The organism is Fructilactobacillus vespulae, assembly GCF_047324295.1.
GTDB lineage: Bacteria > Bacillota > Bacilli > Lactobacillales > Lactobacillaceae > Fructilactobacillus > Fructilactobacillus vespulae.
In genome coordinates, this window is record NZ_CP137138.1 from 278,757 (window position 1) to 295,470 (window position 16,714).

At 38.6% G+C, this 16,714-nt stretch carries 17 protein-coding genes; 8 read left to right on the plus strand and 9 right to left on the minus strand.

Going from position 1 to position 16,714, the window contains the following annotated elements:
- Positions 1–72: 72 nt before the first annotated feature.
- A complete protein-coding gene (gene nrdI, locus R4B61_RS01375; RefSeq protein ID WP_413627862.1) occupies positions 73–543 on the plus strand; it encodes a class Ib ribonucleoside-diphosphate reductase assembly flavoprotein NrdI in 471 nt (156 codons plus the stop codon).
- Positions 544–820: 277 nt separating this feature from the next.
- A complete protein-coding gene (locus tag R4B61_RS01380; RefSeq protein ID WP_413627863.1) occupies positions 821–1,270 on the plus strand; it encodes a MarR family winged helix-turn-helix transcriptional regulator in 450 nt (149 codons plus the stop codon).
- Between the two features lie 45 nt (positions 1,271–1,315).
- Here R4B61_RS01380 and R4B61_RS01385 read toward each other — a convergent pair whose 3' ends face one another.
- Complete coding sequence (locus R4B61_RS01385) at positions 1,316–2,089, minus strand: transporter substrate-binding domain-containing protein (RefSeq protein WP_413627864.1); 774 nt, start codon at positions 2,087–2,089, stop codon at positions 1,316–1,318.
- 67 nt (positions 2,090–2,156) lie between these two features.
- The gene (locus tag R4B61_RS01390; RefSeq protein WP_413627865.1) at positions 2,157–3,353 is read right to left on the minus strand and encodes an MDR family MFS transporter; all 1,197 of its coding nucleotides are present in this window, start codon (positions 3,351–3,353) and stop codon (positions 2,157–2,159) included.
- A gap of 177 nt (positions 3,354–3,530) precedes the next feature.
- Between R4B61_RS01390 and R4B61_RS01395 the strand changes: the two genes are divergently transcribed.
- From R4B61_RS01395 to R4B61_RS01405, 3 genes are all read left to right on the plus strand, one after another.
- Positions 3,531–4,370 (plus strand): DegV family protein, encoded by an 840-nt coding sequence (locus tag R4B61_RS01395; RefSeq protein ID WP_413627866.1) that lies wholly within the window; start codon positions 3,531–3,533, stop codon positions 4,368–4,370.
- 72 nt (positions 4,371–4,442) lie between these two features.
- On the plus strand, positions 4,443–5,507 hold the full coding sequence (locus R4B61_RS01400; protein ID WP_413627867.1) for an ABC transporter permease: 1,065 nt from the start codon (positions 4,443–4,445) through the stop codon (positions 5,505–5,507).
- A 2-nt stretch (positions 5,508–5,509) separates the two neighbouring features.
- Positions 5,510–6,181, plus strand: coding sequence for an ABC transporter ATP-binding protein (locus R4B61_RS01405; protein ID WP_413628275.1), 672 nt, complete (start codon positions 5,510–5,512; stop codon positions 6,179–6,181).
- On the opposite strand, the gene R4B61_RS01410 is transcribed toward R4B61_RS01405, so the two are convergent.
- A complete protein-coding gene (locus R4B61_RS01410) occupies positions 6,178–6,630 on the minus strand; it encodes an ASCH domain-containing protein (protein ID WP_413627868.1) in 453 nt (150 codons plus the stop codon). The genes R4B61_RS01405 and R4B61_RS01410 overlap by 4 nt on opposite strands.
- Positions 6,631–6,988: 358 nt before the next feature.
- Between R4B61_RS01410 and R4B61_RS01415 the strand changes: the two genes are divergently transcribed.
- The 3 genes from R4B61_RS01415 to R4B61_RS01425 all read left to right on the plus strand — a co-directional run bounded on the left by R4B61_RS01415 (position 6,989) and on the right by R4B61_RS01425 (position 10,722).
- Positions 6,989–8,173: an aminotransferase class I/II-fold pyridoxal phosphate-dependent enzyme gene (locus R4B61_RS01415; RefSeq protein WP_413627869.1), complete on the plus strand. Its 1,185-nt coding sequence runs from the start codon at positions 6,989–6,991 to the stop codon at positions 8,171–8,173.
- The gene (locus tag R4B61_RS01420) at positions 8,166–9,164 is read left to right on the plus strand and encodes a D-2-hydroxyacid dehydrogenase (protein ID WP_413627870.1); all 999 of its coding nucleotides are present in this window, start codon (positions 8,166–8,168) and stop codon (positions 9,162–9,164) included. Before R4B61_RS01415 ends, R4B61_RS01420 begins: the two co-directional genes overlap by 8 nt.
- A 181-nt stretch (positions 9,165–9,345) precedes the next feature.
- On the plus strand, positions 9,346–10,722 hold the full coding sequence (locus R4B61_RS01425) for a gluconate:H+ symporter (protein ID WP_413627871.1): 1,377 nt from the start codon (positions 9,346–9,348) through the stop codon (positions 10,720–10,722).
- A gap of 51 nt (positions 10,723–10,773) precedes the next feature.
- Here the strand turns inward: R4B61_RS01425 and R4B61_RS01430 are convergent, their stop codons facing one another.
- From R4B61_RS01430 to R4B61_RS01455, 6 genes are all read right to left on the minus strand, one after another.
- On the minus strand, positions 10,774–12,192 hold the full coding sequence (locus R4B61_RS01430) for a basic amino acid/polyamine antiporter (RefSeq protein ID WP_413627872.1): 1,419 nt from the start codon (positions 12,190–12,192) through the stop codon (positions 10,774–10,776).
- A 254-nt stretch (positions 12,193–12,446) separates the two neighbouring features.
- Positions 12,447–13,574: a D-alanyl-D-alanine carboxypeptidase family protein gene (locus R4B61_RS01435; RefSeq protein WP_413627873.1), complete on the minus strand. Its 1,128-nt coding sequence runs from the start codon at positions 13,572–13,574 to the stop codon at positions 12,447–12,449.
- 137 nt (positions 13,575–13,711) lie between these two features.
- Positions 13,712–14,365: an amino acid ABC transporter permease gene (locus R4B61_RS01440; RefSeq protein WP_413627874.1), complete on the minus strand. Its 654-nt coding sequence runs from the start codon at positions 14,363–14,365 to the stop codon at positions 13,712–13,714.
- Positions 14,366–14,378: 13 nt separating this feature from the next.
- Positions 14,379–15,014, minus strand: coding sequence for an amino acid ABC transporter permease (locus R4B61_RS01445; RefSeq protein WP_413627875.1), 636 nt, complete (start codon positions 15,012–15,014; stop codon positions 14,379–14,381).
- Positions 15,011–15,874 (minus strand): transporter substrate-binding domain-containing protein, encoded by an 864-nt coding sequence (locus R4B61_RS01450; protein ID WP_413627876.1) that lies wholly within the window; start codon positions 15,872–15,874, stop codon positions 15,011–15,013. Before R4B61_RS01450 ends, R4B61_RS01445 begins: the two co-directional genes overlap by 4 nt.
- Before the next feature lie 17 nt (positions 15,875–15,891).
- A complete protein-coding gene (locus R4B61_RS01455; protein ID WP_413627877.1) occupies positions 15,892–16,632 on the minus strand; it encodes an amino acid ABC transporter ATP-binding protein in 741 nt (246 codons plus the stop codon).
- Between the last annotated feature and the right edge of the window lie 82 nt (positions 16,633–16,714).

The following is a 16,714-nucleotide window of genomic DNA, read 5'->3' on the forward strand; positions in this document are numbered from 1 at the left end:
TTCACTTTATTTGAGATAGTGAATTACCATTTTTAAAAGCGTACACTAGAGAAAAACTACCTGGAGGATATTATGAAAAACCTTAGACTGTTATACATTTCAATTGCCGGAAACACCCGTAATTTTGCCGAAAATTTGGTGGAATACGCTAAAAAACAACATGAACTGGATTCAGAAAAACCTCTAGTTGACGCCATCGAGATTAGTGATCAAACTGACTTTGCAGAAGAGTCCGAGGACTACTTTGTCTCAGTGCCAACCTATCTAGATGGTGGTGACGGAATTGATTCTGGTGTAAAGGAACTAATGACTAACACCATGGGCGAATACATTGGTTACAAAAACAACCAAGACCATTGTCTCGGCATTATCGGAAGTGGGAACCGGAACTTCAACGCTCAATACTGTTTAACAGCTAAACGGTACTCACGAGAATTCCACTGCCCCTTCCTCGCTGATTTTGAACTCCGGGGATCTGATCGTGATGTTGTTCGTATTTATCAAGACATGGTAGAAAGATCCGCTGAAGTCATTAATCAATAAACCATCCCAAGGGCCGCCATTATGGTGGTCTTTTTTATTACTTTAAAAAAATATTGTCAAATATAATTATTTTATAAAACTTAATATAATAAGATTTACTTTTCGAAAACAAAGTATTATATTATTTTTAGGGAGTATAGATAAAAACTATAACTCTACTTTAAATTCTTTTTTGCTCTATTTAAAGATAACTTCAATTAGCTATATTCTATACTCCTCAAAATCAAGGGAGGCCATGCTTAATGTAGTGGCATTTATAAATTTAGGAGATACTAATATGAAAAAAGACTCAGCTTTAGATGGAAAGATTTGCTTTAGTATTTACACTGCCAACAAAAAGTTTAATAATTTTTATAAACAAGTATTGAAACAATATGGCTTAACATATCAACAATACATGGTAATGTTTGTACTATGGCAACACGAACCACTATCAGTTAAACAACTAGGGAAGTACATAGATCTTGATAGTGGTACTTTATCACCATTGCTCAAAAGATTACAAAAAAGTGGTTGGATTACCAAGAGCCGTTCTCTAGAAGACGAACGACTCATTAGTATTGCGATTACCGAAAAAGCCCGCAAGGCCAAGAATGAAATCATTAACCGAGTTAATGAGAGTACGGAAGAAATTGGTCTTTCTCGCGATGAAATCTATCATGCCTTTGAAATCATTGACAATATCAACACCCATTTAATAAGAGCAAATAGTCAAAACAAGAATTAAAACATAAAAAAAGTAGCCATCTGAGATGACTACTTTTTTTATTGCTTATTCTTTTGTAATGTCTTTACCGAAGTACTTCATTGAAAGTTTCTTAATGGTTCCATCTTCGTGCTCGGCCTTGATGGCTTTGGCCATATCTTGATTTAACTTAGTTGATTTCTTGTTAAGCATTGGAGCAATTGGTTGTTCCTTAACAAACTTGTCTGGAATAACTTGGTAACTGATGTCACTGTCTTGGTGGCTCTTCTTCCAGTAGTTAAAGGCAGCTTCGGAGTTAACGGCTCCATCAGCTCTACCTTGGCTAATCATATCCATGTCAGTTTGGAAGTCGGGTGCGGCAATTACCTTAGCACCTAGCTTTTCAGCAGTGGTCCAGTTTTCAGTACCAGTACCAGCAGCAATGGTCTTACCCTTAATGTTATCCATGGTTAAGCCCTTTTTAGAGATCAACACACTCTTGTTGTAGATGTATGGTTCTGAGTAAGAGAATTGTTTCTTACGTGCAGGATTTACCCACATATCATTAAAGATTACATCGTATTCGTTACTGTTAAGTCCGGCAATCAATGAATCCCAACCAGTTGTAACGAACTTAGGTTTAAGACCCATTCGCTTAGCAGTTTCTTTGGCAAGTTCAACTTCGAATCCAGTCAACTTACCACCCTTATCACGGTAGGCATAAGGAGCATAAGTTCCTTCCATTCCGATTGTTAAAGTACCAGGGGTTTTGGTATCATCTGCGCTTTTACTTTGACCACAGGCCACTAAAGTTAAAGCAACTAAACCAAGTGCTAAAATTAGTCCAAGTTTTTTCTTCATCACTAACCATCCTTCTTCTTAATATTACTAACATTAAAACATTAATAAAATCTAAAGTAAAGAATATTTACTTATTTTTTATTAGTAAACTTTGGTACTGCCGATTTTGCATTAAGACCACCACAATGGAGATCATAATCATGGAACCGGCTAACCCAAAGAGAACTGGATAACCTAAGCTTTCAGCAACAATCCCCCCAAATAAAGGACCCGCAGCTCGTCCGGCTGACATGAAGATGTTAAACATCCCTTGGTACTTCCCTTTTTGACGGTCATCGGCCAACGTATCAATCCAGGCGGGAATGGCAGGTAATCCATTCATTTCCCCAAAGGTTAGGATAATCATGATGATGATGAACCAGGCGTATTGCTTGGCAAAAATCAACATGAAGAAAGTTAGGGCAAAGACGACAATCCCAAAGGTTACTTGGTTAATCATTTTAAAGTGAAGCCCAATTCGGTTAATCAATGGTTGCACAACCACGATTAACAACCCGTTAATGGGCCAGATGTAGCTGTATTGTTCAAACGAAATGTTAAGTGCTTCCATGTGAACCGGCATCACACTTTCCCACAAGGTATAGCTCATGTAGATACAAAAGACCATGATACAAATCATGGTAATCAAACGTTTGGCCGCCGGATTTTGTTCGCTAGCTTCTCCTTTTTCATGATGCTTGTGCTTCATGTAAGCGGGTTGGGCGCTAAAGTCGACCTTGAACCCGATAATTGTCATCAATAATAAGATAATGTAGAACAGGCTGGCTACGGTAAAGACGACCGGAACCCCAAACTTCATGAGGTAACCGACTGCCGTAGTTCCCACGACCACCCCGACGTTAATCCCGATATAAACGGAATTAAAGACATACCGGGTACTCTTGGAATGGACCTTGGCGGCGTATGAATTTAAAATGGTCAAACTGGAACCTTCTCCTAAACCATAGACGAATAGCAAGATGGCAAAGGTTGGCCACCCATGGAAAAAGATTAATAAGAAGACCGGCGTCATCGCCACTACGATACTGAGTAACGCAGCCTTATAGGGAGACCATCGATCAAACAAACGGCCTCCAATATAATTACCGAGGACCATAAATCCCGACATTATAAACAATACTATTCCCGCAACCGTGAGTGATTCATGCAGCGTATTGTGCATGTAGACAGTCGTTAGCGGCCACATCAGGGCGGCACCAGAATTCAATAATAACGAATAAATTAAAACTGATTTTAAACTAATTTCGGTTCTTGTTTTTACCATAATTCATCACCTTTCTAAAAAGTACTCATAAAAACATTTTCGCACAATTAGTTGCTTTTAAAAAGCTTCTAATTTTATTTCTAATAAATAGTTTTGGGTGTTAATGTGCAAACAATTAAACTATAATGAAAACATTAGATATCATTCGAATAATCCAAGCTCGAAAGGAAGAAAAAAATGATTCATATTGTAACTGATTCAACCGCACAATTAACTCCAGAAGAAATCGAAAAATACAACATTCAGATTGTCCCCCTTCAAGTTTCTTTTGAAGGTAAAACTTACCAAGACAACGTCGACATTACTCGAGATGAGTTCTCCAAAATGCTCCAAGATGACGAAACTGAATTTCCAAAGACCAGTCAACCTGCTCTCGGTCAATTTGTAGAAACCTTTGAAAACATCATGGAAAACGATCCCGATGGTAGCATTATTTGTGTTGACTTAGCTCCCGTGCTTAGTGGAACGGTCGAAACTGCTAACACTGCTGCCCAACAAGTGGAAGGTGACATTCAAGTCATCGACAGTAACTTCACCGACCGTGCCTTAGGACTACAATTAATTGAAGCCGGTAAGCTAGTTAAAGCGGGCAAATCGGTACCAGAAGTAATTGACCGCATCAAAGAAGTCCAAAAAGAAACCACTCTATACGTGGTCGTAAACAGCTTTGACTATCTTGTTAAGGGTGGCCGGGCCAGCCGCGCTGTCGGTTTCATTTCTTCATTGATTAAACTTAAAACCATCTTAGAAATGAAAGACGGTAAGTTAGTCTTTCATTCTAAGTGTCGCGGTTCTAAGAAACTCAAGAAAGCCTACAACGAGATTGTGGACGAAATCATTGCTAATCCCAAGGTTTCTGAAGTGGGACTTTCCTATGTGGATGCCACTGACGAAGTCGAAGAAGTTAAGGCGCGCATCAACGAAGCTCGTCCCGACATTAACGTTTTGGACCGTTTAACTAGTCCTATCATCATGACCCACGTGGGTCCCAACGGTTTTTCAATTATTTACGCATAAAAAAGAGATTCGATTATCCCTTTGGGTAATTGAATTTTTTTTACAATATTTTACCAATCGAAAGGAATTTTTATGTTTTTAGCCTGGAAAGAAATCAAACACGATAAGTTACGTTACGGACTGATTATCCTAATGATCGTCTTAATCAGTTACCTCATCTTCATCCTAACCAGTTTAGCCAATGGTTTGGCTTCGCAAAATACGCAAGCCATCAATAGTTGGAATCCAACTCACATTGTTTTAAACCAAGATTCTAATACCAATATTGCCCAGTCTCGAATTACTCAACAACAGCTTGATAACGTCAAACTAGACTCCCAAAAGAGTGCCATCATTGGTACTAGCGCAACGGTGGTTACTGCTAATAAGCGCAGTAAATTATCCGGTCAATTTGTCGGACTAAACCCCAAAGAATACATTTACCAAGACTTACAGCTAGTTTCCGGACATAAAGTTAACGGTGATCACCAAGTGGTTGCCGATACGAAATTTCAACAAAACGGTTACAAATTAGGAGATGAAGTTCAGTTAAACTCCTCAACCGATACATACAAAATCGTTGGTTTTACTAAAAATGCCAAACTTAATTTAGCTCCTATCATGTATGGAACCAATGCTGATTGGCATACCATTAGTAATCTAAACGAAACCTTTGCCGGAAATGCAATCATCAGTAAACAAAGTCAACTTAACGGATTACCTAAACAACTCCATGCTTACGCAACTAATACGGTCGTACAAAAGTTGCCAGGTTATTCTGCTCAAACGCTAACCTTCTCATTTATGATTGGCTTTTTGATGGTAATTTCTTTAATTATCATTGCCGTCTTCCTCTACATTTTGACAATGCAAAAGCTCCAAAACTACGCCGTTTTACGAGCTCAAGGAATTCCTGCCTCTTTCTTAGTTAAGGCTACCCTTTTCCAATCACTCTTATTAGTTGCAATTGGAATCGTAGTCAGTCTAGTCGTAACTGCCGGAACTCTAGCAGCACTACCAGCCGCCGTTCCTATCCAATTTAGTCTACCTATCATCGGAATGACCGTGATTGGATTATTGGCAACCTCATTACTAGGAGCCTTAATTCCCGTCCTCTTAATCATGAAAATTAATCCCGCAGAAGCAATTGGAGGCTAATGATGAACTCAGTTGAATTAAAAAATATCAGTAAAAGTTTCGGTGCTGGAACAAGCGAAACGAAAGTTTTAAATCAGATTAACTTTGCCGCTCAACCCGGCGAATTAACTTTAATTACCGGACCATCCGGATCTGGTAAAAGTACCCTTTTAACTATCATGGGAGCTTTACAAAATGCGGATTCCGGACAAATCCAGTTGGATAATGTCAACGTGGAAAACCTCAGTAATCGCGAAAAAGACGATTTTCGCCTTAACCATATCGGTTTTATTCTCCAATCACACAACTTAGTTCCGTTTTTAACGGTGGCTGAACAGTTTAGCTTAGTTGATCGAGTTCGTCCCACTGGAAATCTTAATCAGGAACAACTCACCAAATTACTCAAAACACTCAGCATTGAACAAGTCGTAAACCAATTTCCAAGTGAACTCTCGGGTGGTCAAAGTCAACGAGTAACGATTGCACGCGGACTTTACACCGACCCTCAAATTATTTTGGCTGATGAACCCACGGCTGCCTTAGATAGTAAACGGGTTACCAAGGTTTGTGAACTCTTACAAAGCCTAGCTAAAGAACAACAAAAAACCATCATTGTGGTAACTCATGATCAACGAATGAATGATTACGCCGATCACATTTATACCTTGGTTGATGGTCAGATAAGTGAAAATTAATTAAGTGGAGGATAAACTACATGGAATTTTTCTAAGACCATGGGTGCATTTTGTTCGTCAAACACCTGTCCCTCACTTTGATATTCGTTAACAAAAAAATCATGATGAACTTTGCGCCAATACTTTAAAGTTCGGTCTCCTTCGCCTTCTTCATACGCATGTTGGGCATCCACTGCTAGATATGGACACATCAAGACATCGTCATTTTTAATGATACAAACGGGTTGGTCCTGACTGTTTAAGATTACGTCGTATGCCCCTTTTTGAGGCAGCGGTTCATCCACATGATATAAGTCATAAGCACTCGTCGTGGCAGTTTTAATGCCTTCCTTGACTAATTGAGCTAGTTCATCGGGAACTGCTCCAAATTGATAGCTATCCTGAATGGTTGCTGTTTGCGGAATTAACTTTGCTTGTTGCGCTTGTTCAAATAGTTCGTTTGGAGTCATCTTTAAACCTCTTTTCTCGTTCGATAGTTAGTTATTAACGTTAATTTTACCAGTTTTACCCAATGATTGTTTGACATTTTTCCAGTTTAGTAGTTTAATACTATTAAACAAAGAAGAGAGGATTTTAGCAATGGATAAGTTAATTACAAATCACAGTAGTTATTATTTTTACTTTACTTGGTATGTCAATGTATCTAAGTAAGGTAATTTTAAGTTGCCTAGTTAGATACCAGTAAAATTCTAACTAGTGATACTTACTTATCAGCTATTATTTTCACAACAAGTAAAAGCCTAGTTAGGATTAATTTCCAGCTAGGCTTTTTGTTTACAGTTATTTAATTTAAAAGGAGTTTTTCAAATGATAAAAGATTTAGTCAATAAAATGAACCAAGAAATGTTACAACTATCGCCCTCATCAATTTTAAAATTCAACGATGACGTTAGCAAAATTCCCGGAATCATCCCGCTTACTTTAGGAGAACCAGATTTTGCCACCCCAGAACACGTCAAAACAGCTGCCATTAAAAGCATTAAAAATGACGAAAGTCACTATGCTCCTACTCGTGGGATTAAACCTCTTCGAGATGCAGCCGCTAATTTCTTAAACGAAAAGTATGACCTAAACTACGATCCTGATACTGAGATTATCATGACTGCCGGCGCTACCGGCGGAATTTACACCGCTTTAACTTCCATTTTAAATCCGGGTGATGAAGTTTTAATTCCTACTCCAATTTTCCCCCTCTACATCCCCATCACGTTACTTAGAGGAGCCAAACCCGTTTTCATGGATACTTCTAAAACGGATTTCGTGCTCTCACCAGAGCAACTGGAAGAAACTTTAAAAGCACATCCCAAAACGAAAGCTATCATCTTAAACTTCCCTTCTAATCCTACCGGAAAAACTTACCACCGCGATGCCTTAGAAAAGATTGCCAAGGTGCTAAAACAACACGAAATCTTCGTTATCTCTGATGAAATTTACAGCGAATTAACTTACGATGCTAAACACGTTTCCATCGCTGAATTAATCCCTGATCAAACCATCTTATTAAATGGAGTTTCTAAATCTCACGCTATGACTGGTTGGGGAATCGGTATCATGGCTGCCCCTAAAGAAATTACTGATCAACTAGAAAAAATTGATCAATTCACCATCACTTCAACCACTACAAACGCCCAAGCAGCAGCTGCCGAAGCGTTACAAAATGGTGCTGATGATGCCGATGCCATGAAAGTCGAATACCAAAAACGCCGGGACTTCTTATACCAAGCCTTGACTAAACTCGGCTTTGGAATTTCTAACCCAGATGGTGCCTTTTACATCTTTGCTAAAATTCCCGCTGGCTTAATCCAAAACAGTTTTGATTTCAGTTATGATTTGGCTAACAAAGCTAAAGTTGCCGTCGTTCCTGGAAGTGCTTTTGGACCTGGTGGTGAAGGTTACGTGCGGATTAGTTACGCCACTTCCATGGATAACCTTAAAAAAGCAGTAAAAAACATAACTGATTACGTAGAAAAAGAAGGACAAGCAAATGACTAAAATATTAATGTACAGCGTTCGCCCCGACGAACAACCGGCCATTCAAAAATGGAGTAAGGAAAACCACGTACAGGTGGATACCAATCAAGCCGAATTTCACGATGATACGGTAGCTTTAGCGCAAGGCTACGACGGTATTGTGATTCAACAACGCGGTCCCATTAGTAATAGTAGTGATATTTACCAAAAACTAGCTAGCTTTGGAATCAAACAATTAACTACCAGAACTGCTGGAGTTGATGTGATTAATTTACCAGCCGCTCAAGCAGCCGGCTTAACGGTAACCAACGTTCCCGCCTACTCTCCTAATTCTGTAGCCGAAATGGCAGTCACCCAAACCATGCGACTCATTCGGAACCTCGAGTTGGTGGAAAAACGAAGCGATAACAATGACTACAAGCTTCGTGGTCCCATTGCCCGTGAAATTCGTACCTTAACCGTTGGGATTATCGGAGCAGGTCGAATTGGAGGTACCGCTGCTAGACTCTTTCACGGACTCGGCGCAAAGGTGATTGCCTTTGATCCCGTTCATCATCCAGAATTAGAAGATGTTTTAACTTACGTTGACACCAAAGAAGAATTACTTAATCAAGCCGACGTGGTTGATTTACACGTTGACCTAAATGAAACTTCAAAAGGATTAATTGATGCCGCTGCTTTTACCACAATGAAAAACGACGCCTTCTTAATCAATGCCTCCCGTGGTCCGGTCGTGGTCACCGACGCTTTAATTGATGCTTTACAAAGCAAAGAAATTGCTGGAGCTGCCTTAGATACCATTGAAGGAGAAGCCGCTATTTTTGATAAGGATCTCCAGGGCGCTCCCATTCCGGACCGTAACTTCAACACCTTGCACGCGATGCCCAACGTTATGATTACTCCTCACATTGGTTTTTACACCAACATGGCAATTCAAAACATGGTGGAAATCAGTTTGGATGATGTATTAGCCATCATTAATGGTAAGAAGTCCAAAAACGAAATTAAATAGTAACTAGCTACTTTAAGACTAACCAACCAGTTAGTCTTTTTAGTTGTTCATAATTTTATCGAATTGATTAAAATTTAATTTTTATCACTTAAAGCGCTTCCAATTTGTAACAAATAGATTATAATAAAATTGTAATTAACATTTATTTTACATATTTTTACATAGAAAGCTGGAATGAATTATGGCGTCATTACTTGTGTTAGCAATTGGTATCCTTTTGCTACTAGTTTTAATTATTAAGTTTCACGTTAACACTTTTATTTCACTAATTATTACTTCGGTAATCGTTGGGCTCGGTCTCTGTATCCCGGGCGTTGGTTCGATGACCTTAGCTAATATCCCCGTTTCCATTGAAAAAGGAATCGGTTCATCACTTGGTGAATTAGCAATCGTGTTTGGTTTCGGTGCAATCTTAGGTCGGTTGGTAGCCGACGCTGGTGGTGCATTTAGAATCTCACACACCTTAATTGAAAAATTTGGTAAAAAACACATCCAAATTGCAATTATGCTTGCTTCATTCATCATCGGAATTGCCCTCTTCTTCGAAGTTGGATTAGTTCTTTTAATTCCAATTGTATTCGCCGTTGCGCTTGAAGCCGGCATTCCACTTCTTTACCTTGGGGTTCCTATGGCAGCTGCATTGTCAGTTACCCACGGATTCTTACCACCTCACCCAGCTCCAACTGCAATTGCTGGAGTTTTAGGGGCTAACCCAGGTACAGTTCTTCTTTACGGAATTTTAGTAGCAATCCCATGTGCAATTATTGCTGGTCCGCTATTTACCAAATTAGCACAAAGAATTGCTCCCGATGCCTTCGTGGTTAAAAAGAATTTGAACGCCTTTGGTGAAAACCAAAAAGAATTCAAACTAGAAGAAACTCCTAGTTTTGGACTATCTGTTTTAACTTCACTATTCCCAGTCCTTTTAATGGGAATTACTACAATTTACAACGTGGTTTTAAACGATGGTAAACCTTTTAAAGAACCTCACGGCTTCGATGCCTTCATCACCATGATCGGTAACCCAGTCTTTTCCATGATTGTTTCATTGGTATTTGCACTCTGGGCAATGGGTTGGCATCAAGGACTTAAAAACAAAGAATTGATGGCAACTGCTGAATCAGCAATCAAATCAATCGCAATGTTACTTCTAATTATTGGTGCTGGTGCTGCGTTCAAACAAATCTTGATTGACGGTGGAATCGCCGGACAAATTTCTAAGATGTTTGCTCACTCATCAATCTCACCATTAATCCTTGCTTGGTTAATCACCGTGCTTTTAAGAGTTGCGCTAGGTTCATCAACCGTTGCCGCTCTTACTGCCGCTGGATTAGTTCAACCCCTAATCGTTGCCGGTGGAGTTAACCCTGCTTTGATGGTATTAGCAATCGGTGCTGGTTCACTTGCCGCATCACACGTTAACGATGCTGGATTCTGGATGTTTAAAGAATACTTCGACCTTAACGTAAAACAAACCCTTCAAATTTGGACGGTCTTAGAAACAATTATTGCCGTAGTTGGTTTAATCGTAATTCTAATTCTTAACCTATTTATTTAATTTAAATCCAAACCAAAAGACCTTAACTACAATAGTTAAGGTCTTTTTTAGTTAGCTAATCGCAATTTTTCCCATTGCTAGAGCAATCATTGAGGTAATTGCTGCAATTAAAATGAAGCCCATCATCAAATATTCTAGACGAGTAAACTTATCGCCTCGTTCTTTAACGGCCCAGCCGTAGAAAATAAAGCCGAGCACGTACGGAATAGAACATAACCAGAGGTATTGCATTCCAGAAAAGATCATTCCCGCAATTTCAAATAAAACCGCCACAATTCCCGGTAACATCAACTTAAATGATTGCTTCTTATATCCCACTTTGATTTGGTAAAAACCTACCAAAACATAGCAGACAAACATCGCTGCCGTACACATGGAAATGGCAAAATTATAAGCCGAATCAGTGAAAATCAAGGACGCTAGGAATAATTGTAATAAGATTTGGGTTAACCACAAAGCGTGAGACGGAGTGTTATTTTTATTTAAATAACCAAACCAGTTCGGCAATAATTTTTGTCGTACCATTTGACTAGTCGATTCCACTGGAAGTAGGGTCCAAGATAACCAAGCTCCCGCAATCGTAATGATCAATGAGATACTAACTAAAGCTCCTCCAACCGGTCCAATCATTTCAGCAACGACGTAGGTTAAGGCTGGATTGCTAACTTTAGCTAACTCTGCTTGACTCAAATAACCATAAGGTAACATTGAAATCACAATGTTTAACAATAAAATGGAAATAAAACCAACGATGGTAGCTTTACTAGCATCCGTCTTTTTCCGAGCGCGACCAGACATGATCATGGCTCCTTCAATTCCAATGAAGATCCACATCATGGTAATGATACACCCTTTAACTTGTTCAAACACTCCCCCGGCAGTCGCCCGTTGGTAAGTGAAGTTTTCACTAAAGTTATTCCAGAAATGTGCGGTAAAGACGTTCGCCTTAAACATCACAATTCCCAAAATAATCATGGCTACCAGTGGAACTAATTTAACAATGGTCACAATCGTATTGATAAAAGCAGCACTCTCAATTCCTTGGACTACCAAAATAGTTAGTAACCAAGAAATAATGGATGCAACCACGATTGCAGGTAGTGAGTTTCCACTTCGAAACGAGGGAACAAAATATCCCACCGCAGACATCATCATCGTGGCAAAAGCTACACTCCCTAACCAAGATGATAACCAGTAACCCCATCCAGAGAGAAATCCGGCTAGATTTCCAAAACCGGCGCGCGCATAATCAGAGATTCCATCTAATTCTGGATGGGTTTCACTCAATGATTTTAAACTCAATGCTAAACCAAAAATTCCCACTCCGGTTATTATCCAAGCTAATAAGGCTGGACCAGGAGTTGCCACTGCGGCTAATTGAGCACTGGCATTATAGATACCGGCTCCAATAGCAGAACTGATGACCAGCATTACCAGACCTAAAAATGATACCCCATTTTTATTTTCCATTAGTATATCCTTTCGGTTCCACGTTTTTGTAATTACCGACAAAATAAAACACGATATTCATTGGCTTAAATATCGTGTTTTAAGTTGTCTATTTTTCTTAATCTCGTTCGATTTAAAATAACAATACTAATAATTTACCACAAAAACGGTAGCATCGTCACTAGTTCAACTAAATTATATGTTTATAAACTTAATTTTTTACTTCTCAAATAATTTTTTGACTTTCTAAGTCGATCTCATTCATTACAAATTATTTATTGACTAACCGGATTGAAATAAGAACGATTACCCTTAGCAATCACTTCATTAACCACGTCAATCGTATCTTGATAGCGTTGACTTCGATTGGTATAAGCTCCCGAACCACTAACCACGGTGATATATTCTCGGCCGGTTTTATCTTTCATTAAACCGGTAAAGGCTCCTCCAGAATTGGGGGTAGATCCCGTTTTTAATCCTTCAAAAGTTAATTCCAATGGATTTTGTAAGTGTGGCATAATATCTTCTTTTAGGCGGGCAAATTCCGTCCGTTTCATTTTTTCTTCACCATCGGGGTGATAATAAAGTGTTTTTTCTTCGTTCAGATAAAGATTACGTAACTTAGGATACAAATCAATGTTCTTCTTAGCCAACAAAGCTAATTGACGAACCGTTGCTTTATTCTCCGCCTTATTTGATTCATTTTTAAGCTGATAATCAAACGCATCTTCGTTAACTTGACCTGCAGAATTGTACCAAGTTGAACCAGTTAATTTCAGTTCTTTCGCCCATAGTTGCAAAGCTTGTTGTTGCGTCATGTTTTTCGGGGTTAAATAGTCCGCTAACGCTAAGGCAGCATCATTAGCGGAGTTAGTATACATGGCATTAAATAGGTCCTTAATTGGAACTTCTTGACCCTCATGGATCGATAAATGAGCATAGAGGTCGTTATCCTTTTGTGACCAGTCTTCTTTTTGGCTAATTTTGACCTTGTCTTCCCAATGTAGTTTTCCAGCTTTAATCTGCTTTAAAACTTGATAAGACGTCAATAATTTACTTTGAGAAGCAATCCCAACTAATGTATCGCTATCTTTTTCTCCCAATACTTTCCCGGTTTTAGCATCTAGAACAATGGCATGCTTGGTATTGGCAGTTAATGGAATCGGTTTGGTTTCTGTTTTAGCCTTCGGTTTTGCTTGTTTTTTAGTAGTTTCAACTGGCTTGGCAGGTTTCGTTTGTTGATAAAACACTCCCGCTAAAACACCCACAACTAATAAACTTGCTACTCCTCCAACTAACATAAGAATCTTCTTATTCGACTTTTGCACTTGGGCATGTTTCATATGTTGATAAGTATATAAATGTTGATTATATTTTTTCTTTCGGTTAAAGCCGAACTTCATCGCTGGCTGATCTCTCCTTAATTGAGTTCCGGTAGCAAATTGATTTTTTTCTAATATTACTATTATAGCAAAAATAGGCACTTTATAAAGCCAAAATAAAAAGACCATCTCATTAAACAATGAGACAGTCGCTTATTTTAAACTTCTAATTTTCTTTCAAACCACTTGGATAGTAATGACAAACTGTAGTTCACAACGAAGTAAAGGGCCGTTACTAAGGCAAACATCGGAATCATGTAGTTCGGATTTTGTCCGTAAATCACCTGACTTCTAAACATTACATCGGTCAAAACAATCGCCGTTGCTAAGGAAGTATCCTTAACTAATGAGATGAATTGAGAAATCAAAGGTGGAATTGAATTTTTTAATGCCTGTGGTAACACAATGTACCACAAAGTTTGCATTTTATTCATTCCGGTTGAGATGGAACCTTCAATTTGACCCACCCCAATTGAGGCAAGTCCCCCAAAGATAATTTGAGCTACCATGGTGGACTCAAATACAGACATTGCCACTACCGTTGCGTTAAAGGCATTCAACTGAATACCTAACTTAGGAAGTGCAAAGTACGTGAAGAAGATTAGGAGTAGTAGAGGTAAGTTTCTAATTGTATTAACTACTAGGCGGACGGTCTTAGTGAAATATGGAATTTCTTCGAAAAGGATAATTCCAAAGATAGTTCCAAAAATAAAACTAATTAAAATTGAAATTATTGAAACCGCAATCGTAATTCCTAAACCAGCCATCAAGTAGTGAAGGTTTGCTGCACTAAATGCTGATGCTAAAATCATATATCTTCCCCTCCTATCCTAACTTATTCTTTAAATGGGTCATGTACGCCGATAGTGGAGCCGTAATAATTAGGTAAAAGATTCCAATTACAATATACGTATTAAATGGATCTAGATTAGCTCCAGAAATTACGTTGGCTTGGTACATTAAATCCAATCCGGCAACGAAAGATAGAATGGATGAATTTTTTACCAAGTTAATAAATTGGTTACCTAGGGATGGAATTGCCAACTTAAATCCTTGTGGCAATACCACATGAATCATTGCTTGAGTGTAGGTAAGTCCATTGGAACGGGCTCCCTCCATTTGCCCTTCATCAACAGAATTAACTCCTCCCCGAATACATTCGGCGATGAATGATGAAGTATATAGAATTAACGCCATGGTTCCGGCCCAGAATCCATTAATTTTAATGGCATGGGAAACCACTACGTAAAAGAAGAGCGTGATTACTAGCAACGGAATGTTACGGAAGAACTCCACAAACACATTACCAATCACTTTTAAGAAACGGTTAGGTGCCATTTCTAGCAATGCAAATACAGTTCCTAAAAATAATGATCCGGCTAAACCGAGGATTGAGGATAGAATTGTATACCAAAATCCAGTTACGATGGTTGACCAGTTATCTACTAAAATTTTGATCATTTCGTCAACTCCCTCCAATCTAGTCCTTCAATGTTTCCAAACCATTTCTTAATTAATTTATCATAAGTTCCATCGGCCCGAATTTGAGCTAATGCTTTGTCAACGGCCGCTTGAAGTTGTGGTTGGTTTTTATCAACTGCTAATCCATAAGGTTGGTTGGTAAAGGTTCCCCCCACCACCATTACGTCTTTACTTTGTTCCGTAAATCCGTAAAGAATGGCATTATCAGTGGTCATTGCATCACCTTGTCCAGACTGTAGCGCACTAAAAGCCTGCGAGTTATCTGGCATGGCAATCATTTTAGCCTTGGGTGCAAACTGCTTAGTAGTTTCTAGTGCAGTCGTTCCCATAACTCCAATAATAGTGGAATTAGGATTATTTAAATCTTGAATGCTTTTAATGTTTGAACCTTTTTTAACCAAGATGGATTGACCAGCAGGGAAGTATTGCTTTGAAAAATCAACGACTTTAGCCCGTTCGGAGGTAATGGTCATTGAAGCGGCTACAGCATCCACTTGATTATTTTTAACTAATTGAATCTTTGAACTAGTGGTAACCGGAGTAAACTCTGGTTCAATCTTAGTTCCTTCATTTTGGGCAATTTTTTTCGTAATTGCTTTAGCAATATCCACATCAAAACCTTCACTTTGACTAGTTTTGGGACTAATCAAACCAAAGAGTCGGGTATCACTTTTAACGCCCCAACGCATTACGTGTGAGTCTTTAACAGTTGTAAGTGAGTTTTTAGTTTGTGACTGGCTCTTTTGGTAACTAAGACCAAAAACAACCCCACCTACTAACACTACTACAAATACAATTGCTGCAATTAAACCATTGCGCTTTGTTTGGTATCTACTCATAAAGCTAGTCCCCTTTCTTAATGATGTTCAACTTGTGAAAGGAATTGACGGGCCCGTTCTGTCTTAGGCTGTTTAAAGAATTCTTGAGTAGAGGTATCTTCTAGGATTTTACCATCAGCCATAAATAATACTCGATCGGCTACTGCCTTGGCGAACTCCATTTCGTGGGTAACCACCAAAATGGTCATGTTCGGATTCTTAGCAATATCACGCATTACACTCAAAACACTTCCAACCATTTCTGGATCTAGTGCGGAAGTTGGTTCATCAAACAAGATTACTTTAGGATCCATTGCTAACGAACGTGCGATTGCAATCCGTTGTTTTTGTCCACCAGATAATTGGGCAGGGTACTTACTACCTTGATTAGTTAAATCAACTCGTTTCAATAGTTCGTCCGCAACCTTGCGATTCTCTGCTGCAGCACGCTTTAAAACAATCTTAGGAGCTAACATAATATTTTCTAAAATAGTTTTATTGTTGTACAAATTAAAGTGTTGAAAGACCATTCCCACATCAGTTCTTAACTGATTCAAGTTGGTCTTATCGCTACTTAAATCTTTCCCATCTACGATTAGTTTTCCTTCTTGAATCGTTTCCAGTCCATTAATGCTTCGTAGTAACGTAGACTTTCCAGAACCTGATGGTCCAATTAAAACTACTGTTTCGCCATGTTGGATGTCTAAATTAATATCAGTGAGGGCATGAAACTTCCCATAATATTTTTGGACGTCCTTAAATTGAATAATTGACGACATAATAATGTACCTCCTTTTTACTTAAACATTAACTTAATTTAAAGTATAATTAAGTATATAACAATATTGTTAAGATTTTATC

Coding starts and splice junctions, on each gene's coding strand:
- nrdI (WP_413627862.1), top strand. CDS start 73: ATGAAAAACCTTAGACTGTTATACATTTCAATTGCCGGAAACACCCGT.
- R4B61_RS01380 (WP_413627863.1), top strand. CDS start 821: ATGAAAAAAGACTCAGCTTTAGATGGAAAGATTTGCTTTAGTATTTAC.
- R4B61_RS01385 (WP_413627864.1), bottom strand. CDS start 2,089: ATGAAGAAAAAACTTGGACTAATTTTAGCACTTGGTTTAGTTGCTTTA.
- R4B61_RS01390 (WP_413627865.1), bottom strand. CDS start 3,353: ATGGTAAAAACAAGAACCGAAATTAGTTTAAAATCAGTTTTAATTTAT.
- R4B61_RS01395 (WP_413627866.1), top strand. CDS start 3,531: ATGATTCATATTGTAACTGATTCAACCGCACAATTAACTCCAGAAGAA.
- R4B61_RS01400 (WP_413627867.1), top strand. CDS start 4,443: ATGTTTTTAGCCTGGAAAGAAATCAAACACGATAAGTTACGTTACGGA.
- R4B61_RS01405 (WP_413628275.1), top strand. CDS start 5,510: ATGAACTCAGTTGAATTAAAAAATATCAGTAAAAGTTTCGGTGCTGGA.
- R4B61_RS01410 (WP_413627868.1), bottom strand. CDS start 6,630: ATGACTCCAAACGAACTATTTGAACAAGCGCAACAAGCAAAGTTAATT.
- R4B61_RS01415 (WP_413627869.1), top strand. CDS start 6,989: ATGATAAAAGATTTAGTCAATAAAATGAACCAAGAAATGTTACAACTA.
- R4B61_RS01420 (WP_413627870.1), top strand. CDS start 8,166: ATGACTAAAATATTAATGTACAGCGTTCGCCCCGACGAACAACCGGCC.
- R4B61_RS01425 (WP_413627871.1), top strand. CDS start 9,346: ATGGCGTCATTACTTGTGTTAGCAATTGGTATCCTTTTGCTACTAGTT.
- R4B61_RS01430 (WP_413627872.1), bottom strand. CDS start 12,192: ATGGAAAATAAAAATGGGGTATCATTTTTAGGTCTGGTAATGCTGGTC.
- R4B61_RS01435 (WP_413627873.1), bottom strand. CDS start 13,574: ATGAAGTTCGGCTTTAACCGAAAGAAAAAATATAATCAACATTTATAT.
- R4B61_RS01440 (WP_413627874.1), bottom strand. CDS start 14,365: ATGATTTTAGCATCAGCATTTAGTGCAGCAAACCTTCACTACTTGATG.
- R4B61_RS01445 (WP_413627875.1), bottom strand. CDS start 15,014: ATGATCAAAATTTTAGTAGATAACTGGTCAACCATCGTAACTGGATTT.
- R4B61_RS01450 (WP_413627876.1), bottom strand. CDS start 15,874: ATGAGTAGATACCAAACAAAGCGCAATGGTTTAATTGCAGCAATTGTA.
- R4B61_RS01455 (WP_413627877.1), bottom strand. CDS start 16,632: ATGTCGTCAATTATTCAATTTAAGGACGTCCAAAAATATTATGGGAAG.